The 18,403-nt window shown below is 70.8% G+C and carries 17 protein-coding genes; 8 read left to right on the forward strand and 9 right to left on the reverse strand.

The features are described from left to right. Positions 1-58 precede the first annotated feature (58 nt). Together ACFQS1_RS20955 and ACFQS1_RS20960 are read left to right on the forward strand one after the other, a co-directional pair. On the forward strand, positions 59-547 hold the full coding sequence (locus ACFQS1_RS20955; RefSeq protein WP_378970841.1) for a hypothetical protein: 489 nt from the start codon (positions 59-61) through the stop codon (positions 545-547). A gap of 7 nt (positions 548-554) precedes the next feature. Then, the gene (locus ACFQS1_RS20960) at positions 555-1,379 is read left to right on the forward strand and encodes a class F sortase (protein WP_378970844.1); all 825 of its coding nucleotides are present in this window, start codon (positions 555-557) and stop codon (positions 1,377-1,379) included. Here the strand turns inward: ACFQS1_RS20960 and ACFQS1_RS20965 are convergent. Next, positions 1,376-1,927 carry an HNH endonuclease gene (locus ACFQS1_RS20965; protein WP_378970846.1) on the reverse strand — a complete coding sequence of 184 codons (552 nt, stop codon included), beginning with the start codon at positions 1,925-1,927 and terminating at the stop codon, positions 1,376-1,378. The two genes, ACFQS1_RS20960 and ACFQS1_RS20965, sit on opposite strands and share 4 nt — an antisense overlap. 188 nt (positions 1,928-2,115) lie before the next feature. Here ACFQS1_RS20965 and ACFQS1_RS20970 point away from each other — a divergent pair, with 188 nt between their 5' ends. From ACFQS1_RS20970 to ACFQS1_RS20985, 4 genes are all read left to right on the forward strand, one after another. Next, entirely contained in the window at positions 2,116-3,192 is a 1,077-nt protein-coding gene (locus ACFQS1_RS20970) for a mechanosensitive ion channel family protein (protein ID WP_378970849.1), read from the forward strand. Between the two features lie 197 nt (positions 3,193-3,389). After that, complete coding sequence (locus ACFQS1_RS20975) at positions 3,390-4,880, forward strand: MFS transporter (RefSeq protein ID WP_378970851.1); 1,491 nt, start codon at positions 3,390-3,392, stop codon at positions 4,878-4,880. Positions 4,881-4,921: 41 nt separating this feature from the next. Beyond that, positions 4,922-5,299 carry a globin gene (locus ACFQS1_RS20980; protein WP_378970854.1) on the forward strand — a complete coding sequence of 126 codons (378 nt, stop codon included), beginning with the start codon at positions 4,922-4,924 and terminating at the stop codon, positions 5,297-5,299. A 106-nt stretch (positions 5,300-5,405) separates the two neighbouring features. Beyond that, the gene (locus ACFQS1_RS20985; RefSeq protein WP_378970856.1) at positions 5,406-6,659 is read left to right on the forward strand and encodes a PKD domain containing protein; all 1,254 of its coding nucleotides are present in this window, start codon (positions 5,406-5,408) and stop codon (positions 6,657-6,659) included. A gap of 429 nt (positions 6,660-7,088) precedes the next feature. Here the strand turns inward: ACFQS1_RS20985 and ACFQS1_RS20990 are convergent, their stop codons facing one another. The 5 genes from ACFQS1_RS20990 to ACFQS1_RS21010 all read right to left on the reverse strand — a co-directional run bounded on the left by ACFQS1_RS20990 (position 7,089) and on the right by ACFQS1_RS21010 (position 11,197). After that, positions 7,089-7,670: a type III secretion system chaperone family protein gene (locus ACFQS1_RS20990; protein WP_378970858.1), complete on the reverse strand. Its 582-nt coding sequence runs from the start codon at positions 7,668-7,670 to the stop codon at positions 7,089-7,091. A gap of 131 nt (positions 7,671-7,801) precedes the next feature. Beyond that, a complete protein-coding gene (locus tag ACFQS1_RS20995) occupies positions 7,802-8,461 on the reverse strand; it encodes a DUF8185 domain-containing protein (protein WP_378970860.1) in 660 nt (219 codons plus the stop codon). Beyond that, positions 8,458-8,841 (reverse strand): acyl-CoA thioesterase, encoded by a 384-nt coding sequence (locus ACFQS1_RS21000; protein WP_378970863.1) that lies wholly within the window; start codon positions 8,839-8,841, stop codon positions 8,458-8,460. Before ACFQS1_RS21000 ends, ACFQS1_RS20995 begins: the two co-directional genes overlap by 4 nt. 55 nt (positions 8,842-8,896) lie before the next feature. Then, positions 8,897-10,573, reverse strand: coding sequence for an energy-dependent translational throttle protein EttA (ettA, locus tag ACFQS1_RS21005; RefSeq protein ID WP_378970865.1), 1,677 nt, complete (start codon positions 10,571-10,573; stop codon positions 8,897-8,899). Positions 10,574-10,744: 171 nt separating this feature from the next. Continuing rightward, entirely contained in the window at positions 10,745-11,197 is a 453-nt protein-coding gene (locus ACFQS1_RS21010) for a hypothetical protein (RefSeq protein WP_378970868.1), read from the reverse strand. 212 nt (positions 11,198-11,409) lie between these two features. Here ACFQS1_RS21010 and ACFQS1_RS21015 point away from each other — a divergent pair, with 212 nt between their 5' ends. Beyond that, positions 11,410-12,825 carry an alpha,alpha-trehalose-phosphate synthase (UDP-forming) gene (locus tag ACFQS1_RS21015; RefSeq protein ID WP_378970870.1) on the forward strand — a complete coding sequence of 472 codons (1,416 nt, stop codon included), beginning with the start codon at positions 11,410-11,412 and terminating at the stop codon, positions 12,823-12,825. Here ACFQS1_RS21015 and cobA read toward each other — a convergent pair. Genes cobA through cobC form a run of 3 tightly spaced genes read right to left on the reverse strand, consistent with a single transcriptional unit; the run spans position 12,820 to position 16,093 of the window. Further along, on the reverse strand, positions 12,820-14,004 hold the full coding sequence (cobA, locus tag ACFQS1_RS21020) for a uroporphyrinogen-III C-methyltransferase (protein ID WP_378970872.1): 1,185 nt from the start codon (positions 14,002-14,004) through the stop codon (positions 12,820-12,822). The two genes, ACFQS1_RS21015 and cobA, sit on opposite strands and share 6 nt — an antisense overlap. Next, complete coding sequence (gene cobT, locus ACFQS1_RS21025) at positions 14,001-14,996, reverse strand: nicotinate-nucleotide--dimethylbenzimidazole phosphoribosyltransferase (protein ID WP_378971153.1); 996 nt, start codon at positions 14,994-14,996, stop codon at positions 14,001-14,003. The genes cobA and cobT overlap by 4 nt, the downstream gene beginning before the upstream one ends. A 47-nt stretch (positions 14,997-15,043) precedes the next feature. Further along, positions 15,044-16,093 (reverse strand): Rv2231c family pyridoxal phosphate-dependent protein CobC, encoded by a 1,050-nt coding sequence (cobC, locus tag ACFQS1_RS21030; protein WP_378970874.1) that lies wholly within the window; start codon positions 16,091-16,093, stop codon positions 15,044-15,046. Between the two features lie 83 nt (positions 16,094-16,176). Between cobC and ACFQS1_RS21035 the strand changes: the two genes are divergently transcribed. Further along, positions 16,177-18,345 carry a transglycosylase domain-containing protein gene (locus ACFQS1_RS21035; protein WP_378970876.1) on the forward strand — a complete coding sequence of 723 codons (2,169 nt, stop codon included), beginning with the start codon at positions 16,177-16,179 and terminating at the stop codon, positions 18,343-18,345. Positions 18,346-18,403: the final 58 nt, after the last annotated feature.

Here is an 18,403-nt window from a genome sequence, read left to right on the forward strand (position 1 = left end):
AATCACCCTCACGCGCCGTTCGTGTCCCAGTGCCCGCGGACGGCAGGAGGGTGATCTCATGCGCCGGTCTGTCCCCGCCGCCCTGGCGGCGCTGTTCCTGGGCCTGTTCGTCCTGTTGCTGGACCCGGCGGCGGCGCGGGCCGCGGCCATCTACCTCGAGCTCAACCCGAGCACGGTTCCGGCCGGCGATCAGGTCGGGCTGCGCGCCTCGTGCGACGACAACCTCAAAGCGGCGAACGTCTCGTCGGCGCTGTTCGGCACTGTCCCGGTGAATCCGCAGTTCGGGCTGCTCACCGCCACGGTGACGGTGCCGGCGAGCACCAAACCCGGCGACTACAAGTTCCAGCTGCATTGCTCCGACAAGGCGACGGCCTCGGCGACCCTGCACGTGGTGGCCAAGGTGGAGCCGGCCCAGGGCCCGGCCACCGGGGGCGGCGGCACCGCGCCGGAGCGGTACGCGCCGATGCTGATCGGCACCGGGCTCGCCGTGATCGGCGCCGGGTTAGCGCTCGGCCTGACCACCCGGCGACGCCGTCGACTCGGCTGAGGCCGCCGTGGCGCGCCGACCGACGCCGGTGACCGGCCCCCGCATGCCCGCTTCGGTGCTGCGCAAGCAGCCCGCCCAGATCGTGGCCCCGCCGCCCGGGACGATCACCGGCCCGCTGCCGCCGACGCCGCCGGCGCCGGGCCGGCATCCCTTTCGGGCCCCGCATCCGCGGCCGAAGCCGAAAGACCCGCCGCGCCCGGCTCGCGGCAAGAAGCCCTGGCCGGTCGGGCCGATCGTGCTCGCCCTGGTCTTCTTCGGCCTGTTCCTGGTGGCGATGGGGATCGGCGCGGCGACCAGCATCGACCTGCCGCGGCTCTTCGACCGCGGGTCGGCCGGCGAGCCGCCGCCGCGCTCCTTCCCGGTGCTCGATCCGAGCCGGCCGGAGCGGCTGACCATCCCGTCGATCAAGGTGGAGGCCCCGATCCTCGACGTCGGGCTGGCCGCGGACGGGTCGGTCGGGGTGCCGCCGCTCAAGCGGCACAACGAGGCCGGCTGGTTCGACGGCGGACCGACGCCCGGGCAGTTCGGCCCGGCGCTGATCGTCGGGCACGCCGACACGAGGACCGGGCCGTCGGTCTTCCACGACCTGCCCAAGCTGAAGCCGGGGCAGCGGATCGAGGTGCTGCGCGCCGACCATTCGGTGGCGATCTTCGAGATCAACTCGGTCGAGCACTTCGACAAGGGCAAGCTGCCGATCCAGCGGGTGTACGGCGACTACAGCCGCCCGTCCCTGCGCCTGATGACCTGCGGCGGCGACTGGATCGGCGGCGACACCGGATACCAGGACAACATCGTGGTCTTCGCCTCGCTGGTTCGCACCAGAGACAGTTAGGCCGCCTCGGCGGCAGGTTCTGCCGGGGCGGCCGGTAGGTCGAGCCAGTCGGCCCAACGCGGGTCTGGCGTGCGGTGCCCGAGCACCCGCCACGCGACCCCGCGTGGCGCTTGCGGTATCGAATGCAGCCTCCACCCCAGCTCGGCGGGGGTCTTGTCGCCTTTGCTGTGGTTGCACTTGGCGCAGGCGGCCACCACGTTCTCCCAGGCGTGCAGACCGCCGCGGCTGCGCGGGAACACGTGGTCGATCGTTTCGGCCGAGCCGCGGCAGTAGGCGCAACGGCCGCCGTCCCGGGCGAAGATCGCGCGGCGGGAGAGGCCGACATGGGTGCGGTACGGCACCTTCACATACCGGGTCAGGCGGACCACCGACGGAACCGGGAGGTTTTGGTAGGCGCTGTGCAGGATGCCGTCCCCGTCGGAGACGCACTCTGCCTTGGCCGTCAGCACGAGAATGGTGGCCCGACGCACCGATACGACGCACAGCGGCTCGTACGTGGCGTTCAGAACTAACGCGGATGAGCCCACTGTGGGTCGTATGTCAGGCATCGCGATCACCCTCCGGTGTAAGTGCTGCCAACCGCTCCCGGTTCGTCGCTGTCGTGGTCCGTGCCAATAGTCCCTGATGAATAACCAAATTGCGAGCGCTATCCCGGGCCGGGCGGCAAAGGTCTGAGGTCTGCGAGCTGTGCGGCACCTGGACGGCGCCTCAGCTTCGCCCGGTACGGTGACTTCCCGTGTTGCTCCTCGCCCCCGTTTCTCCTTCGCCGTCTCCGGCGCCCGACGTCTACAAGACGATCGACGTGAGCGCGATCTGCGATACCGACTGGGTGTGCAGCCGCGTCTTCGAGTGGACCGGCAACCAGTGGCTGGCCAACTCCAGCTACTGGATCATCACGAAGCCGCTGCGGATCCTCGGGATCATCCTGGCCGCGATGCTGATCCGCTGGCTGCTGCACCGGTCGATCCAGCGGCTCACCACCAGCACCACCCGGGCCGCGATGCCGGCCCTGCTCAAGCCCCTGAAGGAGCGGGCCGCGCCGACCGCCGAGGACGGGCAGTTCATCCCCGAGCGGCGCCGGCAGCGGGCCGAGGCGATCGGCTCGGTGCTGCGCAGCTTCGTCACGGCCGTGATCTTCACGATGGCGGCGCTGCTGGTCTTCGGCGAGCTCGGCTTCAACCTGGGCCCGCTGCTGGCCAGCGCCGGCATCGTCGGCGTGGCGCTCGGCTTCGGCGCGCAGAGCCTGGTCAAGGACCTGATCGCGGGTCTGTTCATGCTGCTCGAGGATCAGTACGGCGTGGGTGACACGGTCGACCTGGGCGAGGCGGTCGGCGTCGTGGAGACGGTCGGCCTGCGCATCACCACGGTCCGGGACGCACGCGGGGTGCTCTGGTACATCCGCAACGGCGAGATCGTGCGGGTCGGCAACAAGAGCCAGGGATGGGCGCTCGTGGTGATCGACATCCCGATCGGCTTCGTCAACTCGGAGCAGGCGATCGCCGTGCTCAAGATGGCCGCCCAGGCGGTCGCCGAGTCGGCCGAGCACAAGAACGAGTTCCTCGAGCCGCCGGACGTCGTCGGCATCGAGCAGTTGACCGTCGACGGGGCGGTCATCCGGACCATCGCCAAGACCACCGCGGACGGCAAGCCGGTGGTTCAGCGCGAGCTGCGTCGCGCGTTGGCCGAGGCCCTGGAGCAGGGTGGACTCTCCGAACGCATCGCTGCCTCTCGATTGATGCCGCGTTCCGCGGTGCCGCCGCCGGGTTTCTTTCAACCTTCTGAACCGGAGCCCGGCCCGGACCGGGCCACGTGAGCTGGGATTAGTTCGTCCGGGGGATGCCGGCCCTCCACCGAATGGCCGACAATCCACTCGCACGCCCTAGCATCGACTCGGACGATCGGGCAGAATCCGCTAAAGCTAAAGCATCTGCACATGAGGCATCACGTTCCCGCCGGGCCCGCCCGCGGGTACGCCCGGCTGTCGTCGCGACCCGGCGAGTGCCGAGATCGATGGAGGACCTGGTGTCCGAGGAACCCGCCCGGGGGGCTGACGCGGCCCAAGCGGTGACGGAAAGCGACCGACCGGTTACATTCCGGGATGTCTTTGCCCTACGCGAATATCGCGCGATCTACACCTCCACGCAGGTGAACTGGATCGGCGACTATTTGGCCAAGGCAGCCGTCACCCTTCTCGTGTACCAGCAGAGCGACTCGGTCCTGTTGTCCGCGGCGGCCTTCGGCGTCAGCTTCCTCCCCTGGATCATCGGCGGGACGCTGTTGTCGGCGCTCGCGGAGCGCTACCCGTACCGCCGGGTGCTGATCTCCGCCGATCTGTTCCGCATCGTGCCCACCACGCTGCTGCTGGTACCGCACATCCCGATCTGGATCATGGTGGTGCTGGTCTTCCTGGCCAGCCTCGGCGTGCCGCCCACCCAGTCGGCCCGGTCCGCGCTGCTGCCCCACCTGGTCGGCCGGGAGAAGCTGGCGACCGCGATCGCGATCAACCAGACCACCACGCAGGCGGCCCAGGTCTTCGGGTACATGGCCGGCGCGACGATCGCGACGCTGATCAGCCCCCGGCTGGCGCTCGGCGTCGACGTGCTGACCTTCGCGCTCTCCGCCACACTGGTCACGCTCGGCATCCGCCCGCGCCCGGCCGCCCGCACCCGGGCCCAGCGCACCCACCTGCTGCACGAGTCGGCCGAGGGCTTCCGGCTCGTCTTCGGCCGGCGGGTGCTGCGCTCGATCGTCGTGCTGGTCTGCCTGAGCGCGATGATCACGGTCGTGCCCGAGGCGCTGGCGGCGGCCTGGGCCGCCCTGGGCAGCGACAACCCGGCCACCCGGGGCCTGAACCAAGGCCTGATCATGGCGGCCGGCCCGGTCGGCTTCGTCGTCGGCGGGCTGCTCACTACCCGTCTGGCCGGCCCGGCCCTGCGCGACCGGCTGGTCCGGCCGTACGCGGTGCTCGGCTCGCTCGTCCTGGTGCCGGCGCTGCTCAGCCCGCCGCCGATCGTGGCGGCGCTGCTGGTGATGCTCTCCGGTGTCTTCGCGGGCGGGCTCTCGCCGACGCTCAACGGCAAGTTCGTGCTGATGATCCCGCACGGCTACCGCGCGCGGGCGTACGGCGTGGTGCAGACCGGCTTGCAACTCAGCCAGTTCGCCGGCGTGATGCTCGGCGGCGTCCTCGCCGACAGCTTCCGGCTGCCGATCGTGGTGGGGCTGTGGAGCCTCGCGGGCACGGCGGTGCTGCTCGGGCTCGTGGCCCGCTGGCCGGCCAAGCGCGAGTTCGACACGGCGATCGAGGAGGCGGCCGAGACGATGCCGCCGGGCGTGCCCGCCCCGGCCGGCCCGGCGGAAGCCACGGTCCGGCCGGCCACCCCGGTCGACGACTACCAGCCGGCCCACCTGTCCCGGACGCCGGGTGAGACCACGGCGGCGTCCAAGCCGTACCGGCCGGCGCACGCGGCGAGAACGACGAGCATCACACCCGAGCGGCACTGACCGCCGCCTGCCGCCGCCGCGACGGCTGGCAGGATGGAGAGGTGACGGACGAGCCCAGCTTCTATGACGCGATCGGCGGCGAGCCCACCTTCCGCCGACTTGTCGACCGCTTCTACCAGGGCGTCGCCGCCGACCCGCTGCTCCGGCCGATGTATCCCGAGGAGGACCTCGGTCCCGCGGCCGACCGGCTGACCCTGTTCCTCATGCAGTACTGGGGTGGCCCGAACACGTACTCGGCGACCCGCGGCCATCCGCGGCTGCGGATGCGGCACGCGCCGTTCGTGGTGAACACGGCCGCCCGCGACGCCTGGCTCACGCACATGCGCGACGCGGTCGAGTCGCTGGAGCTCCCGGAGGCGTACGAGAAGGCCCTGTGGGACTACCTCGAGCGGGCCGCGTACTTCATGGTCAACAGCTGAGCCCAGCCGGCTCCGCGTCGCTCCGCGGGCGATCGACGTGTCCGAGGCCAGTTGTTGGTCGTTGTCGAGATTGACAACCGATCACCAGTGTCCTGGAGTCGCCCGCATGCGTCGTCGCCTGCTCGCCGCCGCCGTACTCGTCGCAGCCGCCGTCGCCTGCGCCCATCCGGCCGAGGCCGACCTGGCCCAGTCCTCGATCGTCTCGGCCAACCCCGTCGACTGGACACCGCACGTCCTCGACGGCACGGTCTGGACCATGACCGTCGTGGGCGACACCGTCGTCGTCGGCGGCGCTTTCACCAAGGTCGCCGACAACAGCCGGCGGGACACGTACGCCCGGAAGAACATCTTCGCGTTCGACGCGAACACCGGCGCGATCCGCCCGTTCGCGCCCGCCGTGGACGGCGCGGTCTACGCGCTCACACCGGGCGCCGACGGCACCGTCTACGCCGGCGGGGCGTTCAAGACCGTCAACGGCGCCTCCCAGCGCGGCCTGGCCCGCCTGACCTTGTCCGGCGACCGCGTCTCGTCCTTCGGGGCGAAAATCAACTGGGGCGACGTGCGGGCGCTGGCGGCGCGCGGCCATTACGTGTACGCCGGCGGCACGTTCTCCGCGATCAACGGCGTGAAGCGGGCCGCCCTCGCCCGGATGAACGCGACCACCGGCGCGGTCGACAGCGGCTTCGACGCCCGGCTGTCCGCGCCCGGCCTGAGCCGCACCCGGGTCGAGCACTTCGACATCTCGCCCGACGGCCGCCGGCTGGTCGCGATCGGCGCCCTGCTCCGGTCGGGCGGCTACGACCGCACCCAGCTCGCCATGTTCGACGTGTCCGGCCCGACCGCCGCGCTGACCAGCTGGTACACCGACGCGTACAAGCCGCAGTGCATGAAGGGCTTCGACACTTACCTGCGGCAGGTGAAGTTCTCTCCGGACGGGTCGTACTTCGTGGTCGCGGCGACCGGGCGGGCCTCCTCGCCGGACCGGCTCTGCGACTCGGCGGCCCGCTTCGAGACCGGCGGCTCGGGCCGGCACAACCCGACGTGGGTGCAGCGCACCGGCGGCGACTCGCTCTACGCCGTGGCGGTGACCGGCTCGGTGGTCTATCTGGGCGGGCACCAGCGCTACTTCGACAACCCATACGGCACCGACGCGAAGGGCCCAGGCCCGGGCGCGGTCTCTCGTCCCGGCATCGGCGCGGTGAGCCCCACCACGGGCCGCGCGCTTTCGTGGAACCCGACCCGCTCGCGCGGCGTGGGCGTACGCGTCTTCGTAGTGACCCCGCACGGCCTCTACGTAGGAAGCGACACCGACCAGCTAGGCCACGAGTACCACGGCCGAATCGGCATGTTCCCCCTATAACCCCCGTCTATAAATCCCGTCCATAACCCCGTATTTCCGGTCACTCGGTATCGGGAGACTCGCGCGATCGCCCCGCTGATGAGGAGGCAGTCGATTTGCGTCGCCGCGGGGTTTGCGGCGCCGCAAATCGGCTGACTCCTCATCAGCCCCAAAGGGGCGATCGCCCGCCGAGCCGAAGGCGAGGCCAGCCAGCTCAGCGATCGCCCCGCTGATGAGGAGGCAGTCGATTCGGTGTCGCCGCGGGGTTTGCGGCGCCGCCGAATCGGCTGACTCCTCATCAGCCTAAAAGGGGCGATCGCCCGCGGCGCCGGAGGCGACGCCAGCCAGCTCAACGAGTTTGCGCGACGCGGGGCCTGCTCTCAAAGCTTCGCGACGCGGGGCTGCGCTCAAACTTGCGTGGGCGGCGCCAAGGCAGGCCCGCCAAACCTGCTACAGCAGAGCTCCCTCGTCGTGGAGCCAATCGACGAACGACGTGGCCACGGCCGCGCCGCAGTCGAGCATCTCCACGAGGAGGGGGTCGTGGGCTCCGGCGGCCAGCGGGACCTGCAACTCGGCGTAGATGGGGAGCTGGCCACGCTCGGTCGGGTCGCCCACGTAGGCCTTGCAGAAGCGGCGGGTGTGGTTCCACTCGTTGACCACGCGATAGGCCCGGTCGGCCCAGTCCGGCGGCACCGTCGAGTGCGGCCGGGCGCGCATCACCAGGATCTCGTCGTCGGGCCCCTCGAGCGTGAACAGCACGGCGTGCCGCTCCCACATCGCCAGCAGGCTGCCGCCACCGTCGGCCAGGAACCGGATGTCGAGCAGGTCGAGCGCCTTGCCGATGCGCGCGAGCGTCACCTGCGAGATCTGCTCGCTCTCCTCGGTCTTGGTCGCTTCGGCCGGAATCCCCGTCCGGCTCGGCTCCCGCTGAGCCGGAACTCCCACCCGGACGGTGCTCCGCACCGCCGAATCGCCGTCGGCATCCGGCGGGTTGCCCGCAGCCGAACCCGGACGCCATGACCACCACGGCATCGTTGCGCACCTCACTCCCCAGCAGACCCACCGCCGGACGTAGCGAGAGGATCCGAGGGCCGACGGTACCCGTACAGGTCGCGGAGGTCATCCCCCCAACGGGAGGGCGAGACCGGTCGTCCGATGCGCCATCACCCTTTCGGGTGACCACCTATAGGCATAACGGTCAATTTGCTGACTGTCTGTAGCCAGGCAACTCCATATGGTGCCGAAAGACCCACCCAGCGGCCGGCGATCCGGACTCGCGTGTCCGGCACGCCGGCGCCGCCGGGGCCGAGGAAACCCATCCGGGAGATCGCCTGAACGAGTCGCTGTGACACCTCGACCGGTTCGCCGGCGGACGGTGTCACAACCAGGGCCACGTGATCGAGGAGCGCGTCGCGTACCGCCCGCGGCCCCACCGCGCGCCCGGCCAGGCCGCCGGCCGACACCTCGCGCAGCGTTCCGGCCGCCGCCGCGGCCAGCCTCGACAGCTCGGCCGTGGACACCGTCTCCACCGTTTCGGCGATCTTCGGAGGCAACGGCCAGCGCCATTGGGCATCGCGCCGGGTCGGCAGCTCCTGGCCGCCGGCCGCCAGTACCGACAGCAGCTCGGCGGCGGAGACCGTGGCGTCGTCCGGGCCGCGGCCGGCCACCTCCCGGGTGACCAGCACCTCCCACGGCAACCGGGCCCACAGGGCGGTCCGGCCGCCGGAGCCACGCAACCGCACCGGCGCGCCAGGATCGAGACGGGTCAGCCGGGCGAGAAAGGCGCCGGCGTCGGGCACGCCGGTGAGCCCGTGGGGCGTCATGCGGCCAGGTAGGGACGCAGGAACTCGCGCTCGTCCGCGGAGAGCCGGCGCGGATGGCCGTCGGCCAGGTTGTAGGGCACGCAGACCGACTTCGCCCGGCCGGCCAGCTCGCCGTCGTCGAAGAGCTCATAGGAGACGGTGAACGACGCGGCCCGCTGCTCCGAGATCCACATTTCGACGCGTACGGGATCGCCGTAGTCCACCGGGCGCAGGTAGTCGATCTCGTGCCGGGCGATCACGATGCCCTCCTCGAACGAGCCGAGGCCGTGCTCGCGCGCGCCCTGGAAGAACAGCGCGACGCGCGCCTCCTCGTAGATGGTGAGGAAGCGCGCGTTGTTGACGTGCCCGTACGCGTCCATGTCGGACCAGCGGACGGGCACGTCTACTACAAAACGCCCATGGTTTTCGATCTGGGGTTTTCCGCTGCGGGTCGGCTCAGTCACGGGTCAGCTTGCGGTAGGTGACCCGGTGCGGCCGGGCGGCCTCCGCGCCGAGGCGATCGATCTTGTTCTTCTCGTACGCCTCGAAGTTGCCCTCGAACCAGAACCACCGGGACGGATCTTCCTCTGTACCCTCCCACGCGAGCATGTGGGTGGCGACCCGGTCGAGGAACATCCGGTCGTGGGAGATGACCACGGCGCAGCCCGGGAACTCGAGCAGCGCGTTCTCCAGGCTGGAGAGCGTCTCGACGTCGAGGTCGTTGGTCGGCTCGTCGAGCAGGATCACGTTGCCGCCGATCTTCAGCGTCAGCGCGAGGTTGAGCCGGTTGCGCTCGCCGCCGGAGAGGACCTTGACCGGCTTCTGCTGGTCGGGGCCCTTGAAGCCGAACGCCGCCACGTACGCCCGGGACGGCATCTCGACCTTGCCGACCATCAGGTGGTCGAGCCCGTCGGAGACGACCTCCCACACCGTCTGGTCGCCGCCGAGGCCGGCCCGGTTCTGGTCCACGTACGACAGCTGGACCGTCTCGCCCACCCGCACCGTGCCGCTGTCCGGCTCCTCCAGCCCCACGATGGTCTTGAACAGCGTGGTCTTGCCGACGCCGTTCGGACCGATGATGCCGACGATGCCGTTGCGCGGCAGCGAGAACGACAGGTTGTCGATGAGCGTGCGGCCGTCGAAGCCCTTGGTCAGGCCGTTGGCCTCGATCACCGTGTTGCCCAGGCGGGGGCCCGGCGGGATCTGGATCTCCTCGAAGTCGAGCTTGCGGGTCTTCTCGGCCTCGGTGGCCATCTCCTCGTACCGGTCGAGGCGGGCCTTGCTCTTGGTCTGGCGGGCCTTGGCGTTGGACCGCACCCACTCCAGCTCCTCGGTGAGGCGCCGCTTGAGCTTGGCGTCCTTGCGGCCCTCGACCGCGAGGCGCTGCGCCTTCTTGTCCAGGTACGTCGAGTAGTTGCCCTCGTACGGGTAGGTGCGCCCGCGGTCCAGCTCGAGGATCCAGTTCGCCACGTTGTCCAGGAAGTACCGGTCGTGGGTGATGGCGATGACGGTGCCGGCGTACTTGGCCAGGTGCTGCTCCAGCCAGCTCACGCTCTCGGCGTCGAGGTGGTTGGTGGGCTCGTCGAGCAGCAGCAGGTCGGGCGCCTCGAGCAGCAGCTTGCACAGCGCGACCCGGCGGCGCTCACCACCGGAGAGCTGGGTGACGTCGGCGTCCGGCGGCGGGCAGCGCAGCGCGTCCATCGCCAGCTCGAGCTGGGAGTCGAGGTCCCAGGCGTTGACGTTGTCGAGCTGCTCCTGCAGCTTGCCCATCTCTTCCATGAGCTCGTCGGTGTAGTCGGTCGCCATCTCCTCGGCGATCTTGTTGAACCGCTCGAGCTTGGCCTTGGTCTCCGCCACCGCCTCCTCGATGTTGCCGAGGACGGTCTTGGACTCGTTGAGCGGCGGCTCCTGCGCGAGCATGCCGACGGTGTACCCGGGCATCAGCCGGGCCTCGCCGTTGCTCAGCGTCTCGAGGCCGGCCATGACCTTGAGAAGCGTCGACTTACCGGCGCCGTTCGGGCCGACGACGCCGATCTTGGCGCCCGGCAGGAAGTTCAGCGTCACGTTGTCGAGCACGACCTTGTCGCCGTGCGCCTTGCGCGCCTTCTCCAGGACGTAAATGAACTGGGCCACGGTGCGCCCTACCTCCGCGATGTTGTGCTTCAGCCTTTAGTCCGCTCATGGGTGGCGGGCGGGGCGGTTGGATGGAAGCCGAATGAGTTGCCGGGATGAGTTGCCGAACGCATCTTTCCAGGTCGGCTCCCGCGCACCTAAGACAACCCCGTCGGCGGCGGAAGGATTCCCTCACTCGACCGTTTCGACCGTATTGATCTGAGGCGTCCGGCCGTCGGCGAAACGCACCTCGAGGCGGCGCGTGTTGATCAGGAACGTGTTGCCGTTGGAGGCGGTCGCCTCGTACGCGTTGTCGCCGTCCCGCACGACCCGGTCCAGGAACAGACCGTTCTTCCCCTGGACCAGCGGGGCGTCCACGCCCCCGGTCTTGGACTGGTAATACAGCGAACCGGCCCCGTCCCGGCAGATCCAGACGGTCGTGCCGTTCACCGTGACGACCTTGAAGATCTGTTTCAGGTCGGTCGGGAGCTTCTCCCGCGCCGCGAAGTCGATCGCCTCGGCCGGGCAGTCCTTCGCGGGCTCGACCCAGGACGTCTCGGCCGGCTCCGGCGTCGAGCCGGTGCCGTCGTCCGGCGCGGCGACCTGATTGCGGTGCCGCTCGCCCAGCACGAATCCCCCGGTCATCCCGATGATCGTCAAGAACACCGTGGCAATCACCACAGGGAAGAAGATCGGGCGCCGCGGCGGGGAAAGATCGTCGGACGGTGTCACGGGCCCAGGATGGCACCCGGCAGCCACCCCGGTCCATCGAGGCTGCTTCAGACTGGGCAAGCCCCGCGCAGCTACGCAAAGTAGGCTCGGGGAGGGAACAGAAACGACCCGGAGGTGCACTCAGCGTGGCCGAACGAAGTTCCTTCGTCGTTGTCGCCAACCGTCTGCCCGTCGATGAGATCACTACCCCGGACGGGGAGCGCCAATGGCGCACGAGTCCGGGTGGCCTGGTCACCGCCCTGCATCCGGTGCTCACCGAGCACGGCGGCACCTGGATCGGCTGGGCCGGTGGCACCGGCGCGGCGCCGGAGCCCTTCGAGCTCGAGGGGGTCCACATCCACCCGGTGCCGCTGAGCGCCGAGGAGCTCGAGCGCTATTACGAGGGCCAGTCCAACGCGACCATCTGGCCGCTCTATCACGACGCCGTCGAGACGCCGGTGTACAAGCGCCGCTGGCGCGAGGCGTACCGGATAGTCAACCAGCGCTTCGCCCGGGCCGCCGCCGAGGTGGCCGACGAGGGCGCCACCGTGTGGGTGCAGGACTACCAGCTACAACTGGTCCCGGCCATGCTGCGCGAGCTGCGGCCCGACCTCAAGATCGGGTTCTTCCTGCACATCCCGTTTCCGCCGATCGAGCTGTTCATGCAGATGCCGTTCCGGGCCGAGGTGCTGCGCGGCCTGCTCGGCGCCGACCTGGTCGGCTTCCAGCAGCGGCTGGCGGCGCAAAACTTCGTCCGCCTGGCCCGGCACCTGCTCGGCCTGCGGTACGAAGGCCAGTCGATCCAGGTGGACGGCCGCAAGGTCAAGGCCGGCGCGTTCCCGATCAGCATCGACACCCGCGAGATGGAGCGGATGGCGGCCGACCCGCAGGTGCAGGCCCGCGCCAAGCAGATCCGCGCCGAGCTGGGCGACCCCCAGACGATCATCCTCGGCGTCGACCGGCTCGACTACACCAAGGGCATCGAGCTGCGCCTCAAGGCGTTCCGCGAGCTGCTGGCCGACGGCAAGCTCAAGGTCGGCGACGCGGTGATGGTGCAGGTGGCGACCCCGAGCCGCGAGCGGGTCGAGCACTACCAGGCGCTGCGGGTCAAGGTCGAGCGCGAGGTCGGCCGGATCAACGGCGAGTTCGGCCGGGTCGGCACCCCGGCGGTGCACTACCTGCACCAGTCCTACAGCAAGCAGGAGCTGGCGGCGATGTACGTGGCTGCCGACGTCATGATGGTGACCCCGCTGCGCGACGGCATGAACCTGGTGGCCAAGGAATATGTCGCCTGCCGCGGCGACAGCGGCGGCGCGCTGGTGCTCAGCGAGTTCGCCGGCGCGGCCACCGAGCTGCGCCAGTCGTTCCTCTGCAACCCGCACGATCCCGACGGCGTCAAGGACGCGTTGCTGCGCGCAGCGGGCGCCGAGCCCAGCGAGCTCAAGCGGCGGATGCGCGTGATGCAGCGGCACCTGCGCACCCACGACGTGGCCCAGTGGGCGCGCACGTTCCTGGACGAACTGGCGGCTGCGTCCGACGCCTCCAACGCCAAGGAGTCATAGCACCCCGACGACGTCCCCGATCACCACGGTGGCGGGCGGGCGGAGGCCGGCCGCAGCGACGTCCTCCGCCACCGCCGCCAGGGTGCTGCGCAGCGACCGCTGGTGCGCGGTCGAGCCCTCCTGCACGACGGCGACCGGGGTCGCGGCCGGGCGGCCCTCCTCGATCAGCCGGGCCGCGATGGCCGGCAGGTTCCGCAGTCCCATCATCACCACGATCGTGCCGCGCAGGCGTCCGAGGGCCGCCCAGTCGACCAGCGACTGCTCGCTGTCCGGCGGCACGTGTCCGGAGACCACGGTGAACTCGTGGGCGACGCCACGGTGGGTGACCGGAATGCCGGCCAGCGCGGGCGCCGCGATCGAGCTGGTCACGCCGGGCACGACCAGCACCGGGACGCCGGCGGCGGCGCAGGCCAGGGCCTCCTCGCCGCCACGGCCGAAGACGTACGGGTCGCCGCCCTTGAGCCGGACCACGAACTTTCCGGCGAGGGCCCGCTCGACCAGGATCCGGTTGATCTCCTCCTGCGCCTTCGCCGGGCCGTACGGGATCTTGGCGGCGTCCACGAACTCGGCATCCGGCCGCAGATCGCCCAGCAGCAGGCCGGGGACGAGCCGGTCGGCCACCACCACGTCGGCCGCCGCGAGCAGGCGGCGTCCCTTCACCGTGATCAGCTCCGGGTCGCCGGGCCCGGCGCCGACCAGGGCAACCCCCTTGTACTCGGGCAGGGTGGGCAGCTCACTCTGCAGGGCGTGGGCGACCAGATCGCGTACGGCCATCGCCCGCCGCCGCCCGCCCCCGTCGGTGACCGCGACGGTGACCTGGCCGTGCCGGGTGACCGCGGGAGTCCACGCCGTGGCGGCGTCGCGGTCGTCCGCCCGTACGCAAAAGGTGTTGTGCTCTTCGGCGGCCGCGCTGACCTCGGCCGCCGCGGCCGGATCGTCGATCGCGACCTGCACCAGCCAGGCCCCCTGGACGTCGGCCGGCTCGAACCGCCGCGCCTGCCAGGTGACCCGCCCGGCGTCCACGTGCCCGCGCAGCGCGGGGGTGAGCTCGGGCGCCACGATGTCGATCCGCGCGCCCGCCGCGATCAGGGCCGGCACCCGCCGGGTCGCCACCGCGCCCCCGCCGACCACCAGCACCCGCCGGCCGGTCAGCTTCAGCGCCAACGGATAGAGGCTCATTTCTCCGACACTCCCGCCGAGTCGAACGTGGCGACCTCGTGCAGCACCCGGACGGCGGCGGCGACGACCGGCAGCGCGAGCACCGCGCCGCTGCCCTCGCCGAGCCGCATGCCGAGGTCGAGCAATGGGGTGAGGCCGAGGTGGGCGAGCGCGACGGAGGCGCCCGGCTCGGCCGACCGGTGCCCGGCGACCATGGCGGCGACCGTGTCGGGCGCGAACGCGGCGGCGGCCAGCGCGCCGGACGCGGCGATCACCCCGTCGACGATCACCGGCACCCGGTGCGCGGCCGCGCCCAGGATGAAGCCGGCCAGGGCCGCGTGCTCGAGGCCGCCGACCGTGGCGAGAACGCCGAGCGGGTCGGCCGGGTCGGGGCGGTGCAGCGCCAGCGCCGCCGCCACTATCTCGGTCTTGTGGGCATGAGTCGCGTCGTCGATGCCAGTGCCGCGGCCGGTCACCGCAGCCGAGCGGGCCCCGGTGAACGCGGCGATCAAGGCCGCCGCCGGGGTGGTGTTGGCGATCCCCATGTCGCCGGTGAGCAGGCACCTTGCCCCGCCCGAGATCAGCTGTTCGGCGATCCGGATGCCGGTCTCCACGGCCGCGCGGGCCTCGTCGCGGGTCAGCGCCGGCTCGACGGTCATGTCCCGGGTGCCGCGGCGGACGTTGGCCGCGACGAAATCGCCGGACATCGGCGTCGCCACGCCCACGTCGATCACCGTGACCGACGCGCCGACCTGGCGGGCGAACGCGTTCACCACCGCTCCCCCGGCCAGGAAGTTCGCCACCATCTGGGCGGTGACCTCCTGCGGCCACGGGCTCACTCCCTGGGCGTGCACGCCGTGATCGCCGGCGAAGACCGCGACCGCGGCCGGCTCGGGCAGCGGCGGCGGGCAGACGCCGGCCAGCCCGGACAGGCGCACCGAGAGCGGCTCGAGGTCGCCGAGCGAGCCGGCCGGCTTGGTGAGCCGGGACTGCAGCTCACGGGCGACGGCCATGGCCGGCTCATCGGCGGCGTGGATGGCCGCCACGGTCGTCTCCAGGGTCACGGGCGCTCCTCGATCACGTCGGTCAGGGTGGACACGAAAGCATCGGTGATCGCAGTGTCGCGCACGGCGATCCGCAGCCAATCGGGGCCCAGGCCCGGAAAAGTGTCGCCACGACGGACCGCGTAGCCGCGTTCCCGCAGCTCAAGCCTGATTTTGTCGGCGGACGGCAGGCGTACGGAGACAAACGCGCTCGCCGGTGTGCCGGCGACCGTGAGCTTCGGCACGTGCGCGAGGCGGCGAAGCAGGTGATTTCGCTCGGCCGTGACGCGCGCCGCCAGCTCTCGCTCCGCGGCGATCGCGGTGGGTGACGCGCAGGCGATCGCGGCAGCCAGCGCGGGCGTCGAGACGGGCCAGAGCGGTTGCGCGGCGGCGAGGCGCTCGACCAGGCCGGCCGACGCCAGCAGATAGCCGATGCGCAGGCCGGCCAGCCCCCAGGTCTTGGTGAGGCTGCGCAGCACGATCAGCCCGTCGATGTCCCGGCGGCCGGTCAGCGATTCGGGTTCCCCGGCCACGCCGTCACGGAACGTGGTGTCGGCGAACGCCTCGTCGACCACCAGCACCCGCCCCGGCCGGGCCAGCTCGGCGATCTCGGCGGCCGGGTGCAGCACCGAGGTCGGGTTGGTGGGGTTGCCGACGAAGACCAGGTCGGCGTCCTCGGGGACCAGGCGCGGGTCGAGCCGGAAGCCGTCCTCCGCGCGCAGGATCACCCGTTCGACCTCGTGCCCGGCGTTACGCAGCGCCGCCTCGGGCTCGGTGAACTGCGGATGAACCACCACCGGCCTGGCCTTCGGGAAAGACCGGGCGATAAGGACGAACGCCTGGGCCGCGCCGGCGGTCAGCAGAACCTCATCGGGGGTCCGGCGATGCCTGCGGGCCACGGCCGCCTTTGCTTCAAGATCATTCGGGTACGCCCTCAGCCGGGTCAGCGAGTCGCGGATCGGGCCGGCCAGCCACTCCGGCATCGGCTCGTGCCGCACGTTGACCGCCAGGTCGATCAGGCCCGCATCCACCTCGGCATCGCCGTGATGCCCCAGGTCGATCGTCATGCCACCAGCATGCCCGACGGTATTCCCCGTCTCAGTTCGGCCGTTTCGTCAGTACATGAACGTTTTTGTCATAGCTTCGAGGGGTGGCAGCCGGAAAGATCGCTCCCCTCGTCCGCGCCGGCCTGATCGCGGGGCTCGTGATCGCCGGCCTCGCCTACCCGCTCGCCGCCCTCGCCGGTCTCGGCGTGAAGGCCGGCACCGACGCACTCGCCGGCCTGCCCGACGAGCTGATCGAGGTGCCGACCGCGCAGACCAGCTACCTGTACGCGCGGGACGGCAAGACGGTGCTGACGATGTTCTACGAGGAACACCGCAAGCCCGTGAAGATCGCGGAGATGTCGCCGTACATCACCGAGGCGATCGTCGCCTCCGAGGACGCCCGCTTCTACGAGCACCACGGCGTCGACGCCAAGGGTGTGGCCCGGGCCTTCGTGGCCAACCGGCAGGCCGGCGGCGTCTCGCAGGGCGCGTCGACGCTGACCATGCAGTACGTGCGGATGGCCCTGCGAGACAGCGCCAAGTCGCCGAAGGAGGCGCTCGAGGCGACCGAGCAGACCACCCAGCGCAAGCTGCGGGAGATGCGGCTCGCGATCGAGCTGGAGAAGCGGCTGTCGAAGCAGGAGATCCTCGAGCGGTACCTGAACTCGGCGTACTTCGGGCACCGCGCCTACGGGATCTTCGCGGCCGCGCAGGTGTTCTTCTCGAAAACCCCGAAGGATCTCGGCCTCAACGAGGCGGCGCTGCTGGCCGGCCTGGTCAAGGCGCCGTCCGCGTACGACCCGGCGGCCGGTGACCAGCGGGCCGCGACGAACCGGCGCAACTACGTCATCGACCAGATGCTCAAGATGGGCGTGATCACCCCGGGCCAAGCGTCCACCGCGAAGCGAGCCAAGATCCAGCTCCACCTCACGACGCCGCCCAACGACTGCGGTTCGATCCCCGACAAGCTCAACGACTGGGGATTCTTCTGCGATTACGTGAAGGCGTGGTGGCGGGAGCAGCCGGCGTTCGGCGCCACTCCCCAGGAGCGCGAGGAGAACCTGCGCCGCGGCGGTTACCGCATCGTCACCTCGATCGACCCCAAGATTCAGGGGTACGCGATGAAGCACGTGCTCGCCAAGGAGAAGCGCCGCAGCCGCTACGCCCACGGCCAGGTCGTCATCGAGCCGAACACCGGGCGGGTCCTGAGCATGGCGGTCAACCGGACGTACTCGCTGCGGCCGAACCCGCGCGGCAAGGATTACCCGAACACGGTGAACCCGCTGCTCGGCGGCGGCACCATGGCCGGTTATCAGGCCGGATCCACCTTCAAGATCTTCACGCTGCTCGCCGCCCTCGACGCGGGCATGCCGCTGAGCACGTCGATCTACGCACCCGACCGCTACGTGTCGAAGTACATCACCGCGCCCGGCCCGGCGACCTGCGGCCGGCACTGGTGTCCGAAGAACTCGAGCAAGTCGATGAGCGGCACGCAGACCATGTGGAGCGGGTTCGGCAAGTCGGTGAACACGTACTTCGTGCAGCTGGAGGAGAAGGTCGGCGCGGACAAGGCGGTGGCGATGGCCGAGCGGCTCGGGCTGGCCTGGCGCACCGGCGTCGACCGGGAGCTGGCCAGCCCCGCGCACGCCGCCGGCTGGGGCGCCTTCACGCTGGGGGTCAGCGACGCGACGCCGGTGGAGATGGCGAACGTCTTCGCCACGCTGGCGGCCGAGGGCAACTATTGCGAGCCACTGCCGGTGCTGCGGATCCAGAACCGCGACGGCACGAACGCGAAGTTCCACGGCAAACTGGTCGCCGCGCCGCGCTGCCACCGCGTGGTCACCGCCGACGTGGCCCGGGCGGCAACCGACGCCGCCCGCTGCGTGACGGGTTACGGCTCCGCCCGGGGCGGCTGCGGCGGCTGGTCGACGTCGCCGATGGTCTACGCCACGATGCACCGCCCGGTGGCCGGCAAGAGCGGCACCACCGACAACAATCGAACGGCCTGGTTCTGCGGCTTCACGCCCCAGCTGGCCGCCGCCGCCTTCGTCGCCGACCCCGACGATCCCAACGACTACGTCGGCTCGGGCCGCTCGACCATCTCGAAGTACACCCTCGCCCAGACGCTGCGCGACGCCCTCAAGGGCCAGCCCAAGCTGAAGTTCCACCCGCCCTCCAAGAAGATCGCCCGGCACGGCTCCACGAGCGACGACGAGGACGCCACCAGCAAGAACGACGACCGCGACAACGGCCGGAACAGCGACGACAACTGACCGAACGCGGCCCCTCTCACCTGCGCGGCCATCCCCTCGCCGCGCGCCCTGCCGCCGT

It is taken from the genome of Paractinoplanes rhizophilus, from assembly GCF_042664765.1.
GTDB classification, from domain to species: Bacteria; Actinomycetota; Actinomycetes; order Mycobacteriales; family Micromonosporaceae; genus Actinoplanes; species Actinoplanes rhizophilus.